Annotated in this window: 28 protein-coding genes and 2 tRNA genes; 4 read left to right on the top strand and 26 right to left on the bottom strand. The window is 68.4% G+C overall.

The window, feature by feature from the left end:
• Positions 1-28 precede the first annotated feature (28 nt).
• Positions 29-472 carry a GtrA family protein gene (locus L978_RS04825; RefSeq protein ID WP_052193329.1) on the bottom strand — a complete coding sequence of 148 codons (444 nt, stop codon included), beginning with the start codon at positions 470-472 and terminating at the stop codon, positions 29-31.
• A 54-nt stretch (positions 473-526) separates the two neighbouring features.
• On the opposite strand from L978_RS04825, the gene L978_RS18250 reads away from it, so the two are divergent.
• Positions 527-1,312 (top strand): glycosyltransferase family 2 protein, encoded by a 786-nt coding sequence (locus L978_RS18250; protein ID WP_052193328.1) that lies wholly within the window; start codon positions 527-529, stop codon positions 1,310-1,312.
• The gene (locus L978_RS04815) at positions 1,309-2,760 is read left to right on the top strand and encodes a hypothetical protein (protein ID WP_047520848.1); all 1,452 of its coding nucleotides are present in this window, start codon (positions 1,309-1,311) and stop codon (positions 2,758-2,760) included. The genes L978_RS18250 and L978_RS04815 overlap by 4 nt, the downstream gene beginning before the upstream one ends.
• A 78-nt stretch (positions 2,761-2,838) precedes the next feature.
• Here L978_RS04815 and glmM read toward each other — a convergent pair whose 3' ends face one another.
• The 7 genes from glmM to L978_RS04780 form a co-directional block, all read right to left on the bottom strand.
• Complete coding sequence (gene glmM / locus L978_RS04810) at positions 2,839-4,197, bottom strand: phosphoglucosamine mutase (RefSeq protein WP_047520846.1); 1,359 nt, start codon at positions 4,195-4,197, stop codon at positions 2,839-2,841.
• Between the two features lie 14 nt (positions 4,198-4,211).
• On the bottom strand, positions 4,212-4,697 hold the full coding sequence (gene rpsI / locus L978_RS04805; RefSeq protein WP_017828210.1) for a 30S ribosomal protein S9: 486 nt from the start codon (positions 4,695-4,697) through the stop codon (positions 4,212-4,214).
• A 27-nt stretch (positions 4,698-4,724) separates the two neighbouring features.
• Positions 4,725-5,171, bottom strand: coding sequence for a 50S ribosomal protein L13 (gene rplM / locus L978_RS04800; protein WP_047520838.1), 447 nt, complete (start codon positions 5,169-5,171; stop codon positions 4,725-4,727).
• Between the two features lie 204 nt (positions 5,172-5,375).
• Positions 5,376-6,044: an endonuclease/exonuclease/phosphatase family protein gene (locus L978_RS04795; RefSeq protein ID WP_047520836.1), complete on the bottom strand. Its 669-nt coding sequence runs from the start codon at positions 6,042-6,044 to the stop codon at positions 5,376-5,378.
• 85 nt (positions 6,045-6,129) lie between these two features.
• On the bottom strand, positions 6,130-6,978 hold the full coding sequence (gene truA / locus L978_RS04790) for a tRNA pseudouridine(38-40) synthase TruA (protein WP_047520833.1): 849 nt from the start codon (positions 6,976-6,978) through the stop codon (positions 6,130-6,132).
• 135 nt (positions 6,979-7,113) lie between these two features.
• Positions 7,114-8,655: an APC family permease gene (locus L978_RS04785; protein WP_047520831.1), complete on the bottom strand. Its 1,542-nt coding sequence runs from the start codon at positions 8,653-8,655 to the stop codon at positions 7,114-7,116.
• Between the two features lie 99 nt (positions 8,656-8,754).
• Complete coding sequence (locus tag L978_RS04780; protein ID WP_047520829.1) at positions 8,755-9,120, bottom strand: winged helix-turn-helix transcriptional regulator; 366 nt, start codon at positions 9,118-9,120, stop codon at positions 8,755-8,757.
• A gap of 93 nt (positions 9,121-9,213) precedes the next feature.
• On the opposite strand from L978_RS04780, the gene L978_RS04775 reads away from it, so the two are divergent.
• Positions 9,214-10,059 carry an SDR family oxidoreductase gene (locus tag L978_RS04775; RefSeq protein WP_047520827.1) on the top strand — a complete coding sequence of 282 codons (846 nt, stop codon included), beginning with the start codon at positions 9,214-9,216 and terminating at the stop codon, positions 10,057-10,059.
• A gap of 61 nt (positions 10,060-10,120) precedes the next feature.
• Here L978_RS04775 and L978_RS04770 read toward each other — a convergent pair whose 3' ends face one another.
• From L978_RS04770 to L978_RS04730, 9 genes are all read right to left on the bottom strand, one after another.
• Positions 10,121-10,486 carry a hypothetical protein gene (locus tag L978_RS04770; protein ID WP_231554970.1) on the bottom strand — a complete coding sequence of 122 codons (366 nt, stop codon included), beginning with the start codon at positions 10,484-10,486 and terminating at the stop codon, positions 10,121-10,123.
• Positions 10,468-11,088: an Asp23/Gls24 family envelope stress response protein gene (locus L978_RS04765; protein ID WP_052193341.1), complete on the bottom strand. Its 621-nt coding sequence runs from the start codon at positions 11,086-11,088 to the stop codon at positions 10,468-10,470. Before L978_RS04765 ends, L978_RS04770 begins: the two co-directional genes overlap by 19 nt.
• Entirely contained in the window at positions 11,085-11,651 is a 567-nt protein-coding gene (locus L978_RS04760) for an RNA polymerase sigma factor (protein ID WP_047520823.1), read from the bottom strand. The genes L978_RS04765 and L978_RS04760 overlap by 4 nt, the downstream gene beginning before the upstream one ends.
• A 123-nt stretch (positions 11,652-11,774) precedes the next feature.
• A complete protein-coding gene (locus tag L978_RS04755) occupies positions 11,775-11,948 on the bottom strand; it encodes a CsbD family protein (protein ID WP_047520821.1) in 174 nt (57 codons plus the stop codon).
• A 92-nt stretch (positions 11,949-12,040) separates the two neighbouring features.
• The gene (locus L978_RS04750; RefSeq protein WP_047520819.1) at positions 12,041-12,658 is read right to left on the bottom strand and encodes a hypothetical protein; all 618 of its coding nucleotides are present in this window, start codon (positions 12,656-12,658) and stop codon (positions 12,041-12,043) included.
• Positions 12,655-13,221 (bottom strand): hypothetical protein, encoded by a 567-nt coding sequence (locus L978_RS04745; RefSeq protein ID WP_047520817.1) that lies wholly within the window; start codon positions 13,219-13,221, stop codon positions 12,655-12,657. Before L978_RS04745 ends, L978_RS04750 begins: the two co-directional genes overlap by 4 nt.
• On the bottom strand, positions 13,218-13,559 hold the full coding sequence (locus L978_RS04740; protein ID WP_047520815.1) for a hypothetical protein: 342 nt from the start codon (positions 13,557-13,559) through the stop codon (positions 13,218-13,220). The genes L978_RS04745 and L978_RS04740 overlap by 4 nt, the downstream gene beginning before the upstream one ends.
• Positions 13,556-13,747, bottom strand: a complete 192-nt coding sequence (locus L978_RS04735; protein ID WP_047520813.1) for a DUF2273 domain-containing protein — start codon at positions 13,745-13,747, stop codon at positions 13,556-13,558. The genes L978_RS04740 and L978_RS04735 overlap by 4 nt, the downstream gene beginning before the upstream one ends.
• Positions 13,744-14,187 (bottom strand): Asp23/Gls24 family envelope stress response protein, encoded by a 444-nt coding sequence (locus L978_RS04730; protein ID WP_047520882.1) that lies wholly within the window; start codon positions 14,185-14,187, stop codon positions 13,744-13,746. Before L978_RS04730 ends, L978_RS04735 begins: the two co-directional genes overlap by 4 nt.
• Before the next feature lie 186 nt (positions 14,188-14,373).
• Between L978_RS04730 and L978_RS04725 the strand changes: the two genes are divergently transcribed.
• On the top strand, positions 14,374-14,685 hold the full coding sequence (locus L978_RS04725) for a hypothetical protein (RefSeq protein WP_227992007.1): 312 nt from the start codon (positions 14,374-14,376) through the stop codon (positions 14,683-14,685).
• 20 nt (positions 14,686-14,705) lie between these two features.
• Here the strand turns inward: L978_RS04725 and L978_RS04720 are convergent, their stop codons facing one another.
• The 9 genes from L978_RS04720 to L978_RS04680 all read right to left on the bottom strand — a co-directional run bounded on the left by L978_RS04720 (position 14,706) and on the right by L978_RS04680 (position 21,063).
• Complete coding sequence (locus L978_RS04720; protein ID WP_047520809.1) at positions 14,706-15,041, bottom strand: L-rhamnose mutarotase; 336 nt, start codon at positions 15,039-15,041, stop codon at positions 14,706-14,708.
• A 150-nt stretch (positions 15,042-15,191) separates the two neighbouring features.
• A tRNA-Met gene (locus L978_RS04715) sits at positions 15,192-15,265 on the bottom strand.
• Positions 15,266-15,299: 34 nt separating this feature from the next.
• Positions 15,300-15,371 (bottom strand) — tRNA-Thr (locus tag L978_RS04710).
• Between the two features lie 68 nt (positions 15,372-15,439).
• Positions 15,440-16,723 (bottom strand): M23 family metallopeptidase, encoded by a 1,284-nt coding sequence (locus L978_RS04705; RefSeq protein WP_047520807.1) that lies wholly within the window; start codon positions 16,721-16,723, stop codon positions 15,440-15,442.
• 121 nt (positions 16,724-16,844) lie between these two features.
• Positions 16,845-17,639 carry an inositol monophosphatase family protein gene (locus L978_RS04700; RefSeq protein ID WP_047520806.1) on the bottom strand — a complete coding sequence of 265 codons (795 nt, stop codon included), beginning with the start codon at positions 17,637-17,639 and terminating at the stop codon, positions 16,845-16,847.
• Positions 17,636-18,631 carry a hypothetical protein gene (locus L978_RS04695; RefSeq protein WP_052193326.1) on the bottom strand — a complete coding sequence of 332 codons (996 nt, stop codon included), beginning with the start codon at positions 18,629-18,631 and terminating at the stop codon, positions 17,636-17,638. Before L978_RS04695 ends, L978_RS04700 begins: the two co-directional genes overlap by 4 nt.
• Positions 18,632-18,746: 115 nt before the next feature.
• On the bottom strand, positions 18,747-19,547 hold the full coding sequence (locus tag L978_RS04690; protein WP_047520803.1) for an enoyl-CoA hydratase/isomerase family protein: 801 nt from the start codon (positions 19,545-19,547) through the stop codon (positions 18,747-18,749).
• Between the two features lie 46 nt (positions 19,548-19,593).
• On the bottom strand, positions 19,594-20,085 hold the full coding sequence (locus L978_RS04685) for an FBP domain-containing protein (RefSeq protein ID WP_047520802.1): 492 nt from the start codon (positions 20,083-20,085) through the stop codon (positions 19,594-19,596).
• A 9-nt stretch (positions 20,086-20,094) separates the two neighbouring features.
• The gene (locus L978_RS04680) at positions 20,095-21,063 is read right to left on the bottom strand and encodes a glycosyl hydrolase family 32 (RefSeq protein ID WP_047520800.1); all 969 of its coding nucleotides are present in this window, start codon (positions 21,061-21,063) and stop codon (positions 20,095-20,097) included.
• Positions 21,064-21,069 lie beyond the last annotated feature (6 nt).

The following is a 21,069-nucleotide window of genomic DNA, read 5'->3' as shown; positions in this document are numbered from 1 at the left end:
CGCCGGCGCCGCGGTCACGGAGTGATCGTCACGGCTTCGGGGACGCCCGGAAAACGATGCCGTGATAAAGCACGAAGCGCAGCAGAACCACGATCACGATGCTCGTCAGGTTCACGAGGTTGACCGCGACAGCGCCCGGCTCTCGTCCGAGAATCGCCTCCACGCCTTCGACCCCCACCCAGACGAGAACAGCGCCCAGGGCGGTGCAGACGGCGTTCGTGGCGAGGAACAACACGACCTCCGCGGTCCTCCCCCGCCGATCACGGTGCCGGAAGGTCCACTCCCGGTTGCCGATGTAGGCGTTGACGAGCGCGACCAGTGAAGCCACGATCTTCGCGGCGACGACATCCCAGCCCCACACGAACACCAGGAGGTTGAAGACCCCCACCTCGATGAGAGTGCTCAGCGCGCCCACGACCAGGAACCGGCTGCCGACGCCGGCGAGCCGACGCAGTCGGGTGGGAAGATCCATAGCTCAACTAGGCTACTTCCTGATCCCCGCGCACCTCGCCACCCCAAGGACCCCGTGACCCTCCGCCACCTCGCCGTCGTCATGCCCGCCTACAACGAGGCCGAAGGCATCCGCGACTTCATCGACGAGATCCGCGACTCCGTGTCTCCGGTGGTCGACCGCGTGACGTTCCATATCGCGGACGACCGCTCGACCGATGGGACCGCCACCGTGTTCGACGACGTCGAGGACGTCGCGGTCGAGGTGCAGCCCCTCAACCGCGGGCACGGTCCGACCGCACTCGCGGCCTATCGCGCCGGGCTTGCAGTGGAGCCCGATGTGCTCGTGCACGTGGACGGCGACGGGCAGTTCCACGGCCGCGATTTCCCCCGGCTGCTCGCCGCGCTCGACGCCGAGAACGCCGATGTCGTCCACGGCGTCCGCGACGGGCGCACGGACCCCTGGTACCGCAAGGTGCTCACGGGAGCCGTCGGTCTTCTGATCGCGCTGGCCGCCGGGCGCCGGATCCCGGATGTGAACACCCCGCTGCGGGCGTACCGCACGCCAGCCCTGCGGGCCCTGGTCGAGGCCACCCCAGCGGATGCATCGGTGCCGCACGTGCACTTCTCTCTGGCCGAGGCCCGCGCGGGGTTCACGGTGCGCTACCTTCGGGTCGACAGCATCCCCCGCCGCGGCGCTTCCGCCACCGGCACGATGTGGGGACGCGGGAGCACCGTCGCCCTCCCCCCGAAGCGCCTGCGCCGTTTCGTCCGCACCGCCCTCGTCGAAGCGTGGGAACTCTCCCTGCGGCCGTCCGCTCCGCTGCGCAGTATTCACCGACCGGAGACCGTCGCGCGATGACCCGCGCACGCACGATCGTGTTCTGGGTGGCCGCGGCCGCCTTGCTGATCGGGCACGTCATCGTCGCCTGGCACAGCCTCGTGGTGTGGCCGTTCTGGGAAGATGAGGCCTTCAACCTCACCGTCCCCCGCAATCTGCTCGACGGACTCGGATACGCGAGCGACGGAGCGCTCTCCGGCTCGACGATCACACCGTTCGACCCGCGCATCTCCACGGGACCCGTCGTGCTCCTCCCGGTCGCCGCGCTGCTCGCGACCGGGATCGATCCGGTGCTGGCCTCCCGGCTCGTCCCACTGGGCTTCTGGATCGCGCTGCTCTTCGGTCTCGTGGCGCTCGGACGACGCATCGGCGGCCGCTGGGCCGCGCTGCTCGCCGTCGCCGTGCCCCTCGCCTTCACCGCCGACGCGGGCATCTCCCCCATCCAGGGCCCGGCCGACCTCCTCGGCGAGATCCCCGCGGCGGCCCTCATCGTTTGGGCACTCCTCGTGCTCCCCCGCCGGGCGTGGCTGGCCGGTCTCTTCATCGGGCTGGCGATCCAGACGAAGCTCATCGCGATCCTCGTCCTCCCGGCCTTCGCCGTCGCCCTGTGGGTGCTCTCGGACGGCGCAGGGTGGGCACGGGTTCGCGAGACGCTGCGGCGATCGTGGCTGCCGCTGCTGCTGGTCGCCGTACCGACACTGCTCGTCGAACTGGCGGCCCTGGTCTCGCTCGGCTTCTCGGGTTACGTGAAGCACCTGCGCGACCTCGCCTACTTCATCCGGAGCGGCGGCCAGGACGACGCGGCGACCACGGTGCTGCAGAAGCTCGACACCCTCGCCGGCTCCTGGTCCCTGCCTCCGGCACTCGCCGTGCTCGGTGCCCTCCTGGCCGTCGCCCTCGCCGTGGTCGGCATCGTGCGGCGGTGGCGCACCGCGACGGAGACCGAGCGGCTGGTGATCGCGTACGCCCTCGCGGCACTCGTCGGCACACTCGCCTTCATCGGCTGGTGGGCGACGGCCTCGCGGCTGCCGCTGTGGGTGCGGCACCCCGCCCCCGCCGTCTATGCGTTCTTCCCGGTCATCGCCGCCGTCGCCGTCTGGTCTGTCGCGCGACTTCCCCGACGCGGTGTCCTGCGCATCATCGGTGTCGTCGCCGCGTCACTCCTCGCCGCCGTCGTCGCCGGAGGCGCTGCCGTGCACGTCGCGTCGTCGTTCGAGCCTCGGGCGCTCACCCTGGAGCGTCAGCGAGCCGCCGTCGTGCCGCTGACCGCCTGGGTCACGGAGAACGACGTCGAGTGGCTCGCCGCGGATCCGTGGGGCGCGGCCGTCCCGCCCATCGTGCTCACCGGCGCGCATGTCGGCCTCTTCGATGCACCGGCGATGGCGGGCATTCCCCGGCTCACGAGTCTCGCGTGCACGACCGAGACGCTCGTCTACAGCGGCCTCTACCGAATCTGCGCGGCCCCCTAGAGAAGGAGTCCTCGCGGTGAACGAAGAACCGGCCGGACGCTGTATCAGCGACCGACCGGTTCCGAAGGACAACGGGCCTCAGAGCGCGAGACGCTCCTGGACGACCTCAGCGAGGCGTCCTGCGTAGGCGTGCACCGACTCGGCGTCGGCCGCCTCCACCATGACGCGGACGAGCGGCTCGGTGCCGGACTTGCGCAGCAGCACGCGACCGGTGTCTCCCAGCTCGGTCTCGATGTCGCGCACGGCCTGCTGCACGACCTCGTCTTCGGAGACGCGATCCTTGTCGACGTCGCGCACGTTGATGAGCACCTGCGGGTAGACGGTCATCACCGAGGCGAGCTCGGCAATCGTCTTCTTCTGCCGCGCCATCTCCGCGACGAGGTGAAGACCCGTGAGGATGCCGTCCCCCGTGGTCGCATACTCGCTCATGATGACATGACCCGACTGCTCGCCACCGAGGGCGTACCCGCCCTCGTTCATGTCCTCGAGCACATACCGGTCGCCGACAGCGGTCTGCCGGATCGTGATCCCGTGCTCGCGCATCGCGACGTGGAGTCCGAGGTTGCTCATCACGGTCGCGACGAGGGTGTCGTCGGTGAGGTGGCCGCGCTCCTTCATCGACACCGCGAGGATCGCCATGATCTGGTCTCCGTCGATGACCTTGCCCTCGGCGTCGACGGCCAGGCATCGGTCGGCGTCGCCGTCGTGGGCGATGCCGATGTCGGCTCCCAGACGCACGACGGCCTCGGCGAGGTTGTCGAGGTGGGTCGAACCGACCCCGTCGTTGATGTTCCAGCCGTCAGGGTCCGCCCCGATGACGGTGACTTCGGCACCCGCATCGCGGAACGTCTCCGGTGAGACACCGGAGGCCGCGCCATGGGCGCAGTCGAGCACGACGTGGATGCCGTTCAGACGGTTCGGCAGTGAGCCGAGAAGGTGCACGACGTAGCGATCCTCGGCATCGGAGAACCGGTCGATTCGACCGACGCCGGCACCGGTGGGACGCAGCATCTCCCCGTGCATGGCCTCTTCGATGCGCTGCTCGACCACGTCGGGGAGCTTGCGACCACCCCTGGCGAAGATCTTGATGCCGTTGTCGGGGGCCGCGTTGTGCGAGGCCGAGATCATGACGCCGAAGTCGGCATCGCGGTCGGCCACCAGGAACGCGAGTGCGGGCGTGGGGATGACCCCGGCCTCGAGCACATCGACGCCCGAGGAGGCGAGACCTGCGGAGACGGCCGCGGTCAGAAAGTGTCCGGAGACCCGGGGGTCCCGCGCGACCACTGCGGTGAGTCGCTTGCCCTCGGCCTTGCGGGCCTCCGCAGTACGGCCCTGGCCCAGGACGACAGCAGTCGCCTGGGCCAGGGTGAGCGCCAGGTCGGCGGTGAGGATGCCATTGGCCAGTCCTCGCACGCCGTCCGTGCCAAAGATCGGCATCGGAGCAGTGGACCTTAACGCTTCGAGTACTGAGGCGCCTTGCGGGCCTTCTTGAGTCCAGCCTTCTTGCGCTCCTTGACGCGAGCGTCACGGGAGAGGAAGCCGGCCTTCTTCAGGGTCGGACGGTTGTTCTCCTCGTCGATGCCGTTCAGCGAACGGGCGATGCCGAGGCGGAGTGCGCCGGCCTGACCCGAGGGGCCACCACCGGAGATACGAGCGATGACGTCGTATGCGCCGGCGAGGTTCAGCACCGTGAACGGGTCGTTGATCAGCTGCTGGTGCAGCTTGTTCGGGAAGTAGTCCTCGATCGTGCGGCCGTTGACCGTGATCGTGCCCGAGCCGGGGACGATGCGCACGCGGGCGATGGCCTGCTTGCGACGGCCGACAGCGGCACCGGGGACACTGAGGACGGGGCGGGGAGCCGCCTCGACCACGTCGGTCTCCGGAGTCGACGTCGAGAAGTTCTGGGGGGTTTCGGTGGTGTCCTGGATGTCAGCCACGAGTATGTCCTTAAGTCTTTACGGCGCTTACTGGGCGACCTGGTCGAGGGTGTACGGCGTCGGCTGCTGCGCGGCGTGCGGGTGCTCTGCACCGACGTACACCTTGAGCTTGGACAGCTGCTGGCGGCCGATGCTGTTCTTCGGGAGCATGCCACGGATGGCCTTCTCCACGGCACGGACCGGGTTCTTCTCGAGGAGCTCGGCGTAGGTGACCGACTTCAGACCACCCGGGTAGCCGGAGTGACGGTAAGCCAGCTTCTTCTGGAGCTTCTGACCGGTGAGCGCGACCTTCTCTGCGTTCACGATGATGACGAAGTCACCCGAGTCGATGTGGTTGGCGAAGGTCGGCTTGTGCTTGCCACGGAGGAGAGTGGCGGCGTGCGAGGCGAGGCGGCCGAGAACGACGTCGGTGGCGTCGATGACGACCCAATCGCGCTGGACTTCGCCAGCCTTGGGAGTGTAAGTGCGCGTCACGATAGTGCTGCTTTCTTGTGTCGAACGGAGAAGTTCGTGAATCCCACTCCGGGGTGGTTCGTCCTCTCAGGCTCATCGAGCGGGGAGAGAGGGGAACACGCCAGTGGAGGGCTCACGTTCGGACGATGCCCTCTCCCGCACGCGGGCAAAGGCACCAAAGGGAAATCATACGCCACGTGGTGCGGTATACCCAAACCGCACTGCTCAGTCGGGCTTGACCGTCACCAGGATCGGCCGGTGGTCGCTCGCACCTTGGGGCAGTGTGGTGATGCGCTCGATCTCGAACCCGGCCGACGTCGCGAAGTCGTAGTGCCCGCGGAACACCCGATAGCGGGTGTAGGTGTGGTCGTCGCTGAGCGACAGGGCATAGCCGTGGTTGCGGACGGCCTGGCCGAGGTTCTCCTTGAAGATCGGGTAGTTGTAGTCGCCGACCATCAGCTGGGGCAGCCCTTCACCGAGCGCCGCGAGCTCGGTGAGCGCGGCACGGATCTGGTGACGACGCAACGAGTTCAACGCGGTCAACGGTGCCGCGTGGAAGGAGGCCACGATGAAATCCCGGCCGTCGTCGATGTCGCGCAGTCGCGCACCGAGCACGCGTTCGTGGGCGGGCTTGGCGATCCGGTCATGCAGCGACTTCTTCAGCCCGAGCGTGCGGATGGACTGCAGGTGGTACGAACTCGACCGATAGAACAGGGCGAGGCCGAGGCGGTTGCCCTGTGTGGCGTCGGCGAGTTCGAGATCACCGATCCGCGCAGGAAGCTCGGGGACATCGCACTCCTGGAGGCAGAGGATGTCGGGGTCGTGCTCGCGGACCAGCGCCGCGAGTTCGCCCGCGGCCCGGTGCTTCTGGAGGTTGTACGAGATGACCTTCATGACCGTCCCACGCTACTCGCCCCTGCTGTGCCCGGGCTCCGGATCGCGGCCGCACCCCCAACGGATGCCGGTCGGTGACGACATATCAGCCGCCCACCCCGTCGCGGCGAGCGCGCGTCTGCTCGGCCCGCGTCGCCAACAGGTCATCGGCGGGGTAGCCGACCTCGGTGAGGATCAGGCCGCGCGCGGCCAGCACCTTGAACTCACTGGTCCGGGTGAGCGCATCGCGCAGCACGACGAGATCATCGACGCCGAGCCGCCCCTCCCCCACGGCGGCACACGCCCCCACGAGCGCGCGCACCATGCTGTGGCAGAACGCATCGGCCTTGACCTCGGCGACGAGCACACCGTCGGCGTCGCGGGCCCAGCGGTAGTCGAGCAGCGTGCGGATGGTCGTCGCCTCCTCGCGAGGCTTGCAGTACGCCGCGAAGTCGTGCAGGCCGATGAGGGTGCGCGCTGCGGCGTCCATGGCCTGTTCGTCGAGCCGACCGCGGACGGTCGTCGTGTCGTGCCGGCGCAGCGGGTCGAACCCGGTCCGGGCATCGGCGAGACGGTAGCGGTACCGGCGCCAGACCGCCGAGAAGCGCGCGTCGAAACCTTCCGGGGCGATCGAGGTGCGGGTGACCGTCACATCCGAGTACGCACCGAGCACGCCCCGCATGCGACCGGCGATGGTCTCGGCGGGCTCCAGCGGCGCGCGGCCCTGTCGGGACTCGATGCGCGACCACTGCGTCTCGTCGAGGTCGACGTGGGCCACCTGACCACTCGCGTGCACGCCGGCGTCGGTGCGTCCGGCGACGACGAACTGCACATCGGAGCCGACGATCCGGGCCAGGGCGGCTTCGAGAGTCCCTTGCACGGTGCGGAGCGTCGGCTGCTTCGCCCACCCGCGGAAGTGGGTGCCGTCGTAGGCGATGTCGAGCCGGATGCGCACGCAGCAAGCCTAGGACAAGCGCCCCGGCACCGATGGGCGCCGCTCAGCGTTCGACCAGGATCCCGTCTTCGTCGCTGTACAGAGGCGATCCCTCTTCGAGTTCGTCGTAGAGGTCGGCGGTGGCGACCGTCATCCTCAGATGCCGCCGTCGATCGATCGGATCGTCACCGCGGGCTCATCGGGCACCATCACCTCGGTGTCGCGGTTCAGGCTCTCCCCGCGGAAGAAGCGCTTGGACCGGGGGAACAGGTACCAGACGAACATCAGCACCAGGCCGAACGCGAGCGAGCCGACGCCGATCACGAACGTGCCGCCGATGCCGAACAGCACGGTGTAGCCGTAGTCCACGTCCCACATGTCGATCGCGGACTGCACGAACGCCCAGGTCAGCATGAGCCCGCCGAGCAAGGGGAACAGCCCCTTGAAGAAGAACTCACGCGCCGAGGCGGTCAGGTCCTTGCGGAAGTACCAGACGCTCGCGAAACCGGTGATGGCGTAGTAGAAGGCGATCGCGAGACCCAGCGACAGGATCGAGTCCTGCAGGATGTTGTCGCTGATCAACGTCATGCCGATGTAGTACACGGATGCGACCACGCCCATGACGATCGTCGAGAACGACGGCGTCTTGTACGTCGGGTGCACCTCCTTGAACTTGGCGGGAAGCGCCCGGTAGACCCCCATCGCGAGCGTGCCACGGGCGGTCGGCAGGATGGTGGTCTGCGTCGACGAGATCGCCGAGATGATCACCGACACGACCAGGACCCAACCGAACGGTCCGAGGAGGCCGTCCTTGATCGCGAGGAAGAAGTCGTCGGCGTTCGCTTCGTTGCCGAGCCCCGTGCCGTCTTCCCCCAGTCCGGCGTACATCATCGCGGCGATCGTGACCGCGACGTACGTGAAGAGGAGGATGACGGTGGTGAGCAGTGCGGCGCGACCGGGGATGCGCTTCGGGTCCTTCGTCTCCTCGTTCAGCGCGAGGCAGGTGTCCCAGCCCCAGTAGATGAACAGCGCGAGGAGGATCGCCTCGGTGAAGCCCGACCAGTCGGTGAAGGCGAACGGGTTCAGCCACTCCCAGTCGAACGGCGTCGGGTTCGGGGCCGTCCCGGCGAAGAACTGCCACAGCGCCGTGGCGACGAAGATGGCCAGCGCCAGGTACTGGATACCGAGCAGGATGTTCTGAATGCGCTCGCCGATCTCGACACCGCGCCAGCTGACCCACGTCATGGCGGCGATGAACGCGACAGCGACGACGACGACGCGCCAGTCGTTGTTCTCCAGGTCCTGTCCGATCAGCGACCAGAAGTAGACCGAGGCGATCTGGGCCAGGTTGGCGAGCACGACCATGCCGGCGACCGCGACGCCCCAGCCGCCCATCCAGCCGACCCACGGCCCGAAGGCCTTGGTTCCCCAGGTGAAGGTGGTGCCGCAATCGGGAACGGCATTGTTGAGCTCGCGATAGGCGAAGGCGATCAGGAGCATCGGGACGAACGCGATGATGAAGGCGATCGGAGCCTGCGCCCCCACCGCGAGCACGACGAATCCGAGCGTCGCGACGAGCGAGTAGACGGGGGCGGTGGAGGCGAGACCGATGACGGTGGATCCCCACAATCCCAGTGTTCCCGCAGCGAGACCCTTGCCATCGGGTCGTTCCAGGTGAATCGGCGTCGTTGCTGCCATGTCAGAACAGTAAGGCCACCGCGGTTATCGCGTCAACGGGTTTCTGAAACCGTCAGAATTCGAAGCAAGAGACCGCCTCCCACGACGGAATCCGCAAGTTCAGTCCCGTCCGAGCATGCCGTCGGCGTGGTCGGCGACCCACTCCATCAGCGGGAGCATCCGCTCCATCAGGTCGCGACCGAGCGGCGTCAGGCTGTATTCGACGTGGGGCGGCACGGTCGGCAGCGACTCCCGGTGCACGAGTCCGTCATCGACGAGGGTGCGCAGCGTCGAGGCGAGCATCTTCTCGCTGATGCCGTCGACCTCACGACGCAGCGCGCCCCAGCGGTGTGTGCCATCGGACAGGCACGACAGGACCAGGACGCCCCACTTGCTCATGATGTGATCGAGGACGACACGTGTGCCGCAGTTCTGATCGAAGGCGAAGGGTGTCGATTCCTTGATCTGCGCGAAACTTACCGTCATGTGGGTACCTTACTTCAAAGTGGGTACCCACAGATCGGAATGCCGAATCGCCACCCCGGGGTTGTCGAGTGTGTCACCTACGAAAGGACCCCCATGACCATCCTCGTCACCGGCGCGACCGGCAACCTCGGCCGCCTCATCATCGACAGCCTCCTCGAGCGCGGCGCGGACCCGCAGTCCATCGTCGCGGGCGCCCGCGACACGACGAAGGTCGCCGATCCGCGCGTGCGCAGTGTTCACCTCGACTACACCGACGCCGGCTCCGTGGCCGCAGCCGTCGACGGCGTCGACACGGTCATCCTGGTCTCCGGATCCGAGGTCGGCCAGCGCGTTCCCCAGCACCGGACGGTCATCGACGCGGCGAAGGCCGCCGGTGTCACCAAGTTCGTCTACACCAGCGCTCCGAAGGCGACCTCGAGCGACCTCGTCCTGGCACCGGAGCACAAGGCGACGGAAGAGCTCATCGCCGCCGCGGGACTGCCCGCGGTCATCCTCCGCAACAACTGGTACACCGAGAACTACGCCGCCGACCTCGCACGTGCCGCCGAGACCGGGGTGCTCACCGCAGGCACCGGAGACGGACGAGTCGCCTCGGCCAGCCGCAGGGACTTCGCGGAGGCCGCCGCCGTCGTGGCACTCGAAGACGGTCACATCGGAGAGGTCTACGAGCTGGGCGGCGACGTCGCCTGGACGTACTCCGATCTCGCTGCGGCCTTCTCCGAGATCACCGGGCGCCCGGTGTCCTTCGTCCCGGTCTCCTCGGATGATCAGGTCGCGGCACTCCGCGACGCCGGGCTCGACGAAGGCACGGCCGGCTTCGTCGCCGCGCTCGACGCCGGGATCAAGGGTGGCGCGCTCGCCGACACCGACGGCACACTCGCCCGCCTGATCGGCCGTCCGACCACTCCGCTCGTCGAGGGCCTGCGCGCGGTCGCCTGAGCCGCACCGCAACCGAGTGCCGCTCCCCGCCGGGAGCGGCACTCGGTTGCCTCATCCGCCGCTACGTCGTCGCGCGGGACTGGACGTGCACCACGGTGAGTGTGATGCTGTCGTGTTCCACACCGCGCGCAGCGAGGAGCGCGGCGACGGCGGCATGGGCGGCGCGCAGGGTCTCGCCCGCAGGGGCGTCCTCATCCACACCGATCGACGCCTCGACGGCGACGCCCTCGCCGGCCGGGGCCACCGCCACGATCGGTTCGTCGTCCTTGCGCACGCCCAGGGCCGCGGCCCCCACGCGCAACAGGTTGGAGATCAGGGACCCCGACCGATAGACGTTCCGGACACCCGGTGTCGTCCGTATCGTCTCCTCGATCGACGCGGCCAGCTCTGCGCAGGCTTCGGGCGTCATCATCGCTCGTCGGTCCATGACGACACCTCCCGGATGTCTCGGATCGCGATGTCGATCGCGACGATGTTGAGCTCGGTGTGTGCGCGGAGGCTGCGGTCGACCTCGGTCCTCAGCCGCTCGGCGACCACCGGCATCGACTGCCCGTGCATCGCGCTCGCGTCGATCTCGACACGGATCGGGGCGTTCGCGGTCGTGACGTCGCCGTCGAGTCGGCACCGTCCGACCAGCAGTCCGGGCACCACCTTCTCCGCGGCGCGGATGAGGCCACGCACCGCGCCCTCGGTGATCCCGAGGTCCACGTCCGGGTCGGTGGAAGCGAAGGGAATGCGACGGCCGGCACGGGCGTCGATCGCGATGCCGCTGAGGATGCGGTCCACCCAGCTCTCGTCGACCTCCGGCTCAGCCGCGGTCTCCGCCGCGATCAGTTCAGCGCCGAGTCCGTGCAGGCGCTCCAGCGCGTCGAGCGCCAGCTGACAGCCGGGCGACTCGTCGATCGAACGATCGGCGGGCTGCCTTCCTGCCTCCAGGTAGTCGGTGAGCTCGTCGAGTGTGTGCCCGTCGAGATCGGTCGGCGCCAGGCTGAGCCGGCGGGCCTTCGGCGTCTCTTTGTCGTCGGTCATCGCCACTCCTCCATCCGTACGATCATGAATCTTCGGGCTCGGGCGAGCAGCCCCCTTGACGTCGAGACCGGAATGCCGAGCTCTTCGGAGATCTCCTCGTACGAGTAGCCGCCGATCTCCCGCAGGATCCAGCACTCCCGCTGCGCGTCGGGCAGTTCTCGAAGCGCTGCGCCGAGCGCCGCGACCCCCGCTCGCACCTCGACCACTGCGGACGGTGACGCGTGCAGCGGTGCCGGCCTGTCGATCGAATCGATGTCGACGGCGGGCCGGGTCGCGCGAATGCGGTCGACCGCTTTCCTGCTCACGATCCTCATCAGCCAGCTCTTCACCTTGGCCGGATCGTCGAGCTCGCCGAATCGCTGCCAGGCGGTCACGAACGTCTCCTGCACGATGTCGTCCACATCGGCTGAGGCGTTCAGCATCCGCTGCGTGTATGCGCGCATCATCGGCGAGTACCGACGCACGAGGACCGCGAACGCCTCGACGTCCCCATCCATCGCACGACCGGCGACGATGGCGTCGTCCGCGTGCTCGAGCGCCCTGCGAAAGCGTTCGTCTTCCATCCACCCCACCCCTCGATCCGCCCCTCTAGGCAATTCGGAACGGACGCCCGATCAGATCGGATCATTTCCCGCCTATCCGCGCGAGAGCGGGGAGAGGCTCGCACGAGCCTCTCCCCGTACCCGTCACTTCTTGAACGCGTCCTTGACGTCCTCTGCCGCGTCACGGACACCGCCCTTGGCCTGCTCGGCCTTGCCCTCGGCGACGAGCTTGTCGTCGTCGATCACCTTGCCGACGGTCTCCTTCGCCTTTCCGGCGATCTTCTCCGCAGCGGCCTTGATCTTGTCTTCTGCGCCCATGGCGTCTCCTTTCCTCAGCGACCCCGGGTTTCGAGGTCGGATCCTCACGCGGTATCTCCGCGTGTTGGTCTCTTCCGGCGGTCCCACACCGCTTACTGCACCCTCGTGGGCGACCGGAACGCATCGCGCCACCGGCGATCCGACAGGTGCACCATGATCGGGATGCGGGCCCCCAGGAGCTCGTCCCACTCCCGAACGGCCTTCTCGGTCGCGGCGACGATCACGCCGAGGGGCGCGCCGGGTCGCACGGTGATCGCCAGGGCGACGGCATGCTTCCTTCCGACGCGGTATGCAGCCGCACGGGCGGAGAGCACGTCGGGTCGGCGGATCAACGGCTCCGTCAGCACTTCCTCGGCCACGTTCCGATCAACCGTCGTCCGTCCGCCTGCGACATCGACCTCGAGCACGGCCTTCGCCCTGCCGCGTCTCCGCGTGGCGAGGAAAGCGGTGAGGGTGATGACGAGGAGCACGGCCGCTGCCGCTATGAGCAGCGCGACAGTGGATACCGGGCCGACGCCCGGGATCTGCCACGTCCACGTCGCAGCGGTCTCCACCGCGGCCGACATCACAGATGCCGGGCGCCGAAGCCACGGGGCCGCGTCCCCGCCGGCGAGAACCCCCTCGGCGAGGGCGAGACCGCCCGCCGCCAACAGGATCGCGCCGGCGACGAAGAGGAGCAGTCGATTCACCAGGCGATTCGTGGCATTCATGCGATCACTCCGTGCGCATCCACGCTGACGCGAGCGACCGCGACGAATCCGATCCCCGAGAGCACGTCCTTCACAGCCGTCTCGGCTCCGAACCGATCGACGGGGACACCACTGGTGGGGGTGATCATGACCGCGACGTCACGCCTGCCGACGGTCACGGCCACGCGTCCACGATCGACGCCCACGCGTCGGGCCACGGCCTCGGCGACCGAGTCGGCGATCACCCCGTCGTCCACGAGCAGAGCGGTGCGCTCGGTCGTTCGCGCACGACGGTGGCGACGTCCCGGCAGGACCGCGAGCGCGAGGAGCACGAGAGCGAGAAGCACGACGAGTACGCCCACCCCGAAGGGCACGGCCTGTGCCGTTGCTCCTGCGGCGAGCGCATCGAACTCTCGAGCGACCCTGTCACGGAAGCCCGCGTCGACGACCCACCACACTCCTCCCGCGAGGAGAGCGAGGCCCGACACTATGCCGATCGATGCGACCACCGCAGCCGGGATGGTGCGGGGCGCGTGCGTCTCCCGACGGAGCACGCGCCGGTATATCGCCTGTTCGTTCGTCATCTCACCCTCTTCTCCGTGCTGCGGCGGACGCCCGAGTATCGGATGTCCACGGTGCTGACCTCACGACCGGCCAGCGTCTGCATCTTCTCGATCAGGTCCCGCCGAAGCTCTTCGCCGCTGTCGACCAGGTTCAGTCCGTGCTCCGGGGCCACCGGGACGGTGACCGAGATCCGCACGGCACCTCGCCGGTCGGACAGCTGCACCCCGACGTCACGGGTCGACACCCGAGCGACGTCGTGCACGATGCCGACGGCGAGTCGTTGCAGCGCACGGGCCGTGATGGTCGTCGTCCCCACGACGACGTCCTCCGGCGCCGGAGCCGCCTCCTCGTCGGTCATGACGAGGAGCGCCGGCCTCGGAAGACCTCGGCGAGTGCGCGGACGTCGAGCCGGCCGTCGATGATGCGGCCGGCGACCGCTCCGAGCAGCATCGCCAACGCCACGAGCAGGAACGCCCAGAACCCCAGGGCCACCCAGGTGAGCGCCAGCACTGCGGCGGCCGCCGCGCCGATCACCGATGCATTCACTGGACTCGCGCCTCCTGCGTGCCCTCGTCCTCGTCATCGGAGGGGATGTGCACGTCGTTCACGGTCACGTTGACCTCGGCGACCTCCATGCCGACCAGCTCCACCATCGCGCGGTGGATGGCCGCGCGAACCTCGTCCGCGACCTTCTGGAGCGAGACCGGGTATTCCGCGACGATCGTCACGTCGACCGCGACCTGCGTCTCGCCGACCTCGACGCTGATCCCCTGAGAGAGATCGGTCGTGTTGAGGGCGTCACGGATCGCACCGACCATTCGGGCGGCTCCCCCGCCGAGTGCATACACGCCCGCAACTTCGCGTGCGGCGATGCCGGCGATCTTCGCCACCACCGCGTCCTCGATCGTCGTCTTGCCCGCAGCAGTCCCCGACTGCGGTGCGACGACCTGAGCCTTGGGCTGGGCGCCACCAGTCACGTTCGCCATCTTGAGCTCCTTCATCCATGTCTCCGCCTCCGTTGAGGAGTGCGGGCCGCAGGTCAGCGACACCCCTAAGACGGATGCCGACCGAGAAACGTCACAAAATGATCCGAAGAAGCCTCGGGCATCTGTCAAGGGGCTCCCCCTCCGGGCGCCGATCGCGCAAGCTTCACCGTGGGGACAGCTAGGAGAATGATGGAGCACGATCCGGACCGAAGGTTCAGCCTGGTGCAGGTCACGGCGACCGACTGGGCGATCCACGATCTGCACTACCCGACGGACGACCACCGCCGCGTCGTCTGCACGATCTTCGAAGATGCCCCGACCGAGGTCGAGGTCCTCTGGCGGCGCGACCTCCCGCTCGCGTTGCGCTACTCGTCCGCGGAAGAGGTCCTGCACGCGGTGCGACGGTTCCAGGACGCCTCACGTGCGACGCGTCCGATCCAGATCCCGCATCACCCGCCGCCACGGCGATCGGATCCCGGTCGGAACCCCTTCCGCTGACACGCGACCGCCCGGTGTGCTCAGCTGCCGGTGGCGCGCTGCGCCGCGAGTGCCCAGACCTGTTCGATGGGCGTGAACCCCGCTTCACCGTCCGGACCGTGGAACCCCTCGACGAAGCGCCCGATGTCGGCCTGCCAGGAATCGTTCGCCGGGGAGGCCTCGACGATGCGCATCGTCGCCTCGAAGTCGTCGCACTCGACGAGGTGGAAGAGGTTGCGCCCCGAACGCCAGATGGTCCAGTCGTGGATGCCCGCGACGTCGAACAAGTCGCGCAGAGAATCCGGGATCCGGGCGTGATGGGACCGATAGTCCTCGATCGCCCCCTCGGCGATCACTGAATGCAGGGCGATGCGCATGCTTCTCCTCGTGACGACGTCCACAGGACATGATGTCCGCGCGCCGAGACCCTGTCAAGGGAAAGGTCGGATGTCTGTGGTTCTCGTCGGCCGGGGCTGCTCGGCGGCCGCATACGACAAAACCCCCGGAAATCCGGGGGTTTGAATCTGTAGCAGGAGCGGGGCTTGAACCCGCGACCTCACGATTATGAGTCGTGCGCTCTCACCAACTGAGCTACCCTGCCGCACGGCATCCATCCGTGTGAGAAGAATGCTGCGAGCCCCGAGTCAGGATTGAACTGACGACCCCTTCCTTACCATGGAAGTGCTCTGCCACTGAGCTATCGGGGCGTGCTGCCCTCGCGGGGCAACCGTACGAGAATACCATCACTGTGGCGTCCCCATGAAATCGAGGCGGGTCAATACGAGGTTCGACCAGCGTTCGCCTTGAGCCACGGCATCGGATCGATGGTCGATCCGTTGACGATGAGTTCGAAGTGCAGATGGGCACCGTACGAGCGGCCGGTGTTGCCGGTCTTGCCGACGATGTCGCCGACCTTCACGGTGTCGCCCGCCTTGACCTGCAGAGACCCGTACTGCATGTGCGAATAGTGGCTGGTGATGACCTGGCCGTCGATGACGTGGTCGATGTAGACCGTGACGCCGAAGGCGCCGCCCTGCTCCGTCGCGATGCGGACGGTGCCGTCGGCGATCGCCTGGATGGGCGCACCGTCACCGGGGACGAAGTCGATGCCCTCGTGCAGACGCCCGCTGCGCATGCCGTATCCGTAGCTCATGCCGACCCCGACGAGGAACGGCCACTGGATGGCGGCGTCGGGGTCGTTCGTGAAGACCTCACCCGAGTAGTTGATGCCCTGCTCGGCGGCGACCTCGACCAGCGAAACCGTGCTGAAGTCATCCGAACGAGCGAGAGACTCGTTCTCGACCGCACCCGGTGCGACGAACGCCTGGATCTCTGCGGCGGCAGAATCCTTCGCGTCGGAACCTGCGGACGAGACCAGCGAGGTCGCTGACATCGCGGTGCGGCCCTGCACCGCCGCCACTGCCTCCGCAGGAAGCGTCATGGAGACGGCGAGGAGTCCGGCGAGACTCATCACACCGACGGTCGCCCCCACGGTCACAAGCTTGCGGATGCTGCGTGGACGGCGCGGCGCGACGTGCGCGGACTCGGGCTCGGAGGACTCGCTCGCCTCCGCGGGCGCGGGCGCGTGCGTGGCCGATGTCCGGACGGACGCCGGAACGACAGGAACCGAGCCCGTGCGGAAGGCGCGGGATGCGCGCTCGAACTCGTCGACATCATCTTTGGGCGCGGCCGCCGCGACGGGTGCCGCCGGTGCCGGCGACTCGACGGAAGGCGCGACCGTGTCAGGGTCTGCGGCGTCGCCGGAGTCGGCTGCGGTGTCGACGACGACCGGTGATGCCGGGACGTCGGCGATGATCGGCGCGGGAGTCGTGGCGATGAACGGCTCGGCCGGAACCTCGGCGGCGTCCGCGCCGGCTGCCTGGCGCTGGCGAGCAGCGCGACGAGAAAGAGGAGCGACGGCGGCGAGGGCGACGGCAGTGGAATCAGCCGTGGAGAGGGGTCCCGTCGTTCCCGCCGCAGAGGCCTCGGAGGCCGCGATGCGGAGTCGGCTGGACCGGCGCGTGGGCGCAGAGGCAGCCTCGGGATTCTCGAAGGGCAAAGCGTTTCTCTCGGGTCGTGCGTCAGCTTGGGGGCGCAAACTCAAACTCTCACCTTCGGGTGGTGAGAGTAACGATCGGGTAAAACACTACCCTGGCCACCCTGGGAAAGCCATGGATCGTTCACTTTTCCGTTCCCAGGATCGCGAGCAGTCGGTCGTGCACGGCGCGTCCCGCCGCGACGAGCATGGGCCGCGGGGAATCGACGTCGGTGCGTGACACGACTCCACCGGCCTCCGACACCAGGAGCCCACCGGCGGCATGGTCCCACGGACGCAATCCGCGTTCGAAGTAGCCGTCGAGGCGACCCGCAGCGACATACGCGAGGTCGAGAGCGGCCGCTCCCATCCGACGGACATCACGCGCCATCGGCATCACCCGCGCCACCGTGGCGAGGTCGCCTTCATGGGTCGCAGAGTCGTAGCCGAAGCCGGTAGCCAGGAGCGCTCCGGCGGGCGTCTCCGCCGTGACCGAGAGCCGGGCGCCGTCTGACCACGCACCGTGACCGAGGGCTGCGGTGAACATCTCACCGAGCGCGGGCGCGTTGACCGCGGCGGCGAGAGCTTCCCAGGATTCGGGGTCGGGCTCGCCTCGGACGGCGGCGATGCTGACGTTGTAGGCCGGGATGCCGTACGCATAGTTCACGGTGCCGTCGATCGGGTCGACGACCCAGGTGATCCCGCTCGTTCCGACCTCGGCCCCGGACTCCTCACCGAGAAAACCGTCCTCCGCGCGGGCAGCGCGTAGGCGATCGCGGATGAGCGCCTCGACCTCGCGGTCCGCTTCCGTGACGATGTCAGCGAGCGTGGACTTGGTCGCCGCCAGACGCACACCCTCTTGTCGGCGTCTGAGCGCGAGGTCTCCCGCTTCGCGCGCGATCTCCGTCGCGAGTTCGCCGAGCTCTCCGGCGAGGGTCACGGCGCGGGCTGCTGCGGCGCGGGCGGTTGCGGCGCGGGCGGAGGAGGCGGGAACGCGGAGGGCTCTTGCCTCGGCGCCGGGGGCTGCTCCACGGCACCGGGCGTCGGCGGCATCGTGTGCACACCGGGGGCCTGCGGCGGCGCGGGTTGTGCGTACGCCTGCTCCACCGGCTGCGGCACGACGGGGAAGCTCGCGGCCGGGGCCGCCGGGAGCGACTGCTGTGCCGTGACCGTCGGGTACCCGGTGTAGTACGCCGTCCAATCGGGCGACGAGTCGGGAAGCACCGGCAGCGGGGTGATGCCGTCGGCATAGGTCGGCCAGGACGGCGCGGATCCGACGCCCGGCGTGGCCGGTTTCTTCTTGGGCGCGAAGAGCGCGTTCAGGAGCGGGATGAGCGTGGTGCCGACGGCGACGAGGATCGTGAGGGCGACGACGATCCGCCAGTACAGCGCGCCGTACTCGAACGTGTTCGGGAAGGCGAGGAAGAACACGAGCATGCCGACGAGGCCACCGAGGAACGTGATCGTGACGATGTAGATGACTCGTGTGAACGTGGTGACGTAGCGCTGGGCAGCCGGTGTGAACAGCCGCACGTGGACGAGCGCGAGCTGGAGGATGCCGATGACCAGCAGCAGTTGGAAGAAGCGCTCGGCTCCGAAGTACATGCCGTCTTCGGGGAGCCAGATCTTGACGGCGCCGACGAGGAGCGCGACGATCCAGCTCACCATGCTGGCCAGCTGCAGCCAGTCGGGACGGTTCGGGGCGAGCCCCGCCTCGGCGATCGCGATCCCCGCGAAGGCCGCCAGGAGGAGGATCGTGAGGAAGGCTCGGCCGATCAGTCCGTCCTGATCCCCGATGAGCACCCAGACGACGCAGACGAGTGCAGCGGCGATCAGAGCGCCGATGGCGATCCAGAGAGAGCCTCGGATCAGCAGCGACATGTTCTTCTTCTCACCCTGCGGCTGCGGTGTGGTGATGTCCGGCTGGGACATGGCGATCCTCTCGTCGAGCGGCGATGCCTTCATCCTGCCACGCCCACCGCCGGATACCGCGGCCACCGCACGGGTTGGGGAAAGTCACCATCCGCACGGGGCGGAGCAGAAGAAGTCAGCCGCCCCTCTTGGCGGCCGAGGCGGCGAATGCCGACACCCGCGCCTGCGCGTCCGGAGTCTCCAGCGCTGCGCCGATCGAGCGGGCCTCCTCGCTCAACTGCTCGGCGAAGGAGCGTTCGGGCTGGGAACGGACCAATCGTTTCGCCTGTCCGTACGCGTCGGCGGCCCCCGCCAGCCAGAAACGGGCGATCTCCTCGCCACGCGCCCGCACCAGGGCGGCCTCGGCCACGGAATCCTCCCCCTCGACGACCTCGGCCACGAGTCCCCAGTCGAGCGCCTCCGAGGCCGACAGCAGACGATCCTGCAGCACCAGCTGCAGTGCGCGCCTCTGACCGACGGCGCGCGCGAGCTGGGCCGACACCGAGAGGTCGGGCGTCAGGCCGATGTTCGCGTACAGGCTCCCGAGCTTCGACCGCGAGCCGACGACCGCATAGTCGCTCGAGAGCAGGATGCCGAGACCCCCGCCCGCCGTCGTGCCGTGCGCGGCGGCGACCACGGGAACCGTCGATTCCGTCAGGGAACGGATACCGGTGTTGATGACCTCGGCGAGCGCGGTGATCTCCGCGCCGGATGCTCCCATGGTCGTCGCCATGTCGATCACATCGCCCCCCGCGCAGAAGGCGGGGCCGGACGCATCGATCAAGATCGCCTTCACGTCGGCGCGCGATGTCGCCTCCGCGGTCGCGTCCTTCCACGCATGTGCGAGGTCGGCGTTGAAGGCGTTGAGGCGGGCGGGGCGGTTCAGCGTGAGCCGGGCCATCCCCTCTTCGACGGCGAACAGGATGGCATCACTCATGGCGTCTCCTTCGAGCACAGGACGTGTGGGTCCAGCGTAGCCGCGATCAGCTGCGCTCCCAGACCTGCGAGACGAAGCGCTCCATCCGGCGGTGTGTCCCGTCCAGGCGCAGGTCGGCCTGCCCCGGCGCCCTGACCTCGTTCGGTGCCAACGGGTGCGCGAGACGTACGTTCTCGTGGCAGGAGAGGTCGGCGCACATGTAGGCGCCGACCGAATCGCCGCGCCGCCCGGCCTGGCCCGAGCGGCGTGCGGAGAACAGGGAGATCTGGTTGCCGGGCTGCATCGTGTGGCAGATGTCGCACATCCCCGATCGTCCGCGCCCGGGCTCGGTGGCCCGGAGCACGATCCCGACGACCGTCTCCTCCAGCGGGATCAAGACGTAGCCGCGGCGGCTCGCATTCGGATCCGACCAGGCGAAGAAGTCGAGGTAGTCCCAATCGACGAGCAGGAAGTCGTGCGGCATCTCCATGATCCGCAACTCCTCCGCGTCCGCGTTGACGAACGATGCCCGGACGTCGGCTTCGGTGAGCGGTCGCATCGCTCCAGTCTACGAACGCCTGCCAGCCAGGGCTTCACGCACGGCAAGACGCCCCTCGACCCATTCGACCGGCATCGGGTCGGTGATCCCCCCGACGAAGTGCCCGTCGTCGCCACGGTTGCGGAAGGCGAACAGCAACCATCGCCCATCGTCGCGGCGGCGCAGGAGCCTGCCCACGTAGAGGTCATCACCGGTCAAGGGTTCGGCGCGAGAGATGTCGAAGGGTCCGAGCACACTGTCCGCGGCCACCGCCCAGGTGCCTCCCGCAGCCGGCCGCCGCGATGGCATCGAGTGCTCCGCCAGGCACGAGAACAGGAGGACGGGGCGACCGTCGACGACCTCGACCTGAACGACCTCCAACTGCCCGAACCCGTCGTCGGAGGGCACGCTCAACGGCTCACGCAACTCCCACTCGCGAAGATCGGCCGACCACGCGTGGCCGATCACTCCCCTGCCCTCGACGGGTCCGTGAGGTGCACGCGCCGTGATGTACATGTGCCACCCGTCGCCCTCGGGGTCGGGGAAGACCCACGGGTCGCGGAAGGCCTCGTCGTGCCACGCGCCACTGTCGACCGTCTCGTACCAGGGGGCCTGCGCGTTCAGCACCGGATGCGGCGCCTTGTGCCACTCGACGAGGTCCGACGAGGTGGCATACCCGATCGACTGGATGTTCTTGCCCCCGTCGCTCAGGCTCGCGCCCGTGTAGAAGAGGAACCACGTCCCGTCCGGGTGCCGCACCGTCGAGCCCGTCCAGGTCGCGAGGTCGTCGAACGCAGGAGCGTCACCGCGCACGAGCGCATCCGGTCCCCGTGTCCACTCGACGAGGTCGAGCGAGGTCGCGTGACCGATCGAGGCGCGGTAGTGGCGCCGTTCCGGGTCGTGCAGCGCGCGCGAGGCGTAGAGGAAGAAGAGGTGGTACTGCTCGCCGTCGTCGGCGAACCAGAAGTCCCATACCCACGAGTCGGGAAGATCGAACACGGTGTT

The sequence above is a fragment of the Microbacterium sp. ZOR0019 genome, assembly GCF_000800925.1.
Classification (GTDB): Bacteria; Actinomycetota; Actinomycetes; order Actinomycetales; family Microbacteriaceae; genus Microbacterium; species Microbacterium aurugineum.
The sequence above is the reverse complement of the archived record's forward strand: the minus strand, read 5'-3'. Positions and strand labels throughout refer to the sequence as shown.

Excerpts from the sequence above, each read along its gene's own strand:
- L978_RS04825 (WP_052193329.1), bottom strand. The coding sequence starts at position 472 with ATGGATCTTCCCACCCGACTGCGTCGGCTCGCCGGCGTCGGCAGCCGG.
- L978_RS04815 (WP_047520848.1), top strand. The coding sequence starts at position 1,309 with ATGACCCGCGCACGCACGATCGTGTTCTGGGTGGCCGCGGCCGCCTTG.
- glmM (WP_047520846.1), bottom strand. The coding sequence starts at position 4,197 with ATGCCGATCTTTGGCACGGACGGCGTGCGAGGACTGGCCAATGGCATC.
- L978_RS04795 (WP_047520836.1), bottom strand. The coding sequence starts at position 6,044 with ATGAAGGTCATCTCGTACAACCTCCAGAAGCACCGGGCCGCGGGCGAA.
- L978_RS04785 (WP_047520831.1), bottom strand. The coding sequence starts at position 8,655 with ATGGCAGCAACGACGCCGATTCACCTGGAACGACCCGATGGCAAGGGT.
- L978_RS04780 (WP_047520829.1), bottom strand. The coding sequence starts at position 9,120 with ATGACGGTAAGTTTCGCGCAGATCAAGGAATCGACACCCTTCGCCTTC.
- L978_RS04775 (WP_047520827.1), top strand. The coding sequence starts at position 9,214 with ATGACCATCCTCGTCACCGGCGCGACCGGCAACCTCGGCCGCCTCATC.
- L978_RS04770 (WP_231554970.1), bottom strand. The coding sequence starts at position 10,486 with ATGGACCGACGAGCGATGATGACGCCCGAAGCCTGCGCAGAGCTGGCC.
- L978_RS04765 (WP_052193341.1), bottom strand. The coding sequence starts at position 11,088 with ATGACCGACGACAAAGAGACGCCGAAGGCCCGCCGGCTCAGCCTGGCG.
- L978_RS04760 (WP_047520823.1), bottom strand. The coding sequence starts at position 11,651 with ATGGAAGACGAACGCTTTCGCAGGGCGCTCGAGCACGCGGACGACGCC.
- L978_RS04755 (WP_047520821.1), bottom strand. The coding sequence starts at position 11,948 with ATGGGCGCAGAAGACAAGATCAAGGCCGCTGCGGAGAAGATCGCCGGA.
- L978_RS04750 (WP_047520819.1), bottom strand. The coding sequence starts at position 12,658 with ATGAATGCCACGAATCGCCTGGTGAATCGACTGCTCCTCTTCGTCGCC.
- L978_RS04745 (WP_047520817.1), bottom strand. The coding sequence starts at position 13,221 with ATGACGAACGAACAGGCGATATACCGGCGCGTGCTCCGTCGGGAGACG.
- L978_RS04740 (WP_047520815.1), bottom strand. The coding sequence starts at position 13,559 with ATGACCGACGAGGAGGCGGCTCCGGCGCCGGAGGACGTCGTCGTGGGG.
- L978_RS04730 (WP_047520882.1), bottom strand. The coding sequence starts at position 14,187 with ATGGCGAACGTGACTGGTGGCGCCCAGCCCAAGGCTCAGGTCGTCGCA.
- L978_RS04725 (WP_227992007.1), top strand. The coding sequence starts at position 14,374 with ATGATGGAGCACGATCCGGACCGAAGGTTCAGCCTGGTGCAGGTCACG.
- L978_RS04720 (WP_047520809.1), bottom strand. The coding sequence starts at position 15,041 with ATGCGCATCGCCCTGCATTCAGTGATCGCCGAGGGGGCGATCGAGGAC.
- L978_RS04695 (WP_052193326.1), bottom strand. The coding sequence starts at position 18,631 with ATGTCCCAGCCGGACATCACCACACCGCAGCCGCAGGGTGAGAAGAAG.
- L978_RS04690 (WP_047520803.1), bottom strand. The coding sequence starts at position 19,547 with ATGAGTGATGCCATCCTGTTCGCCGTCGAAGAGGGGATGGCCCGGCTC.
- L978_RS04685 (WP_047520802.1), bottom strand. The coding sequence starts at position 20,085 with ATGCGACCGCTCACCGAAGCCGACGTCCGGGCATCGTTCGTCAACGCG.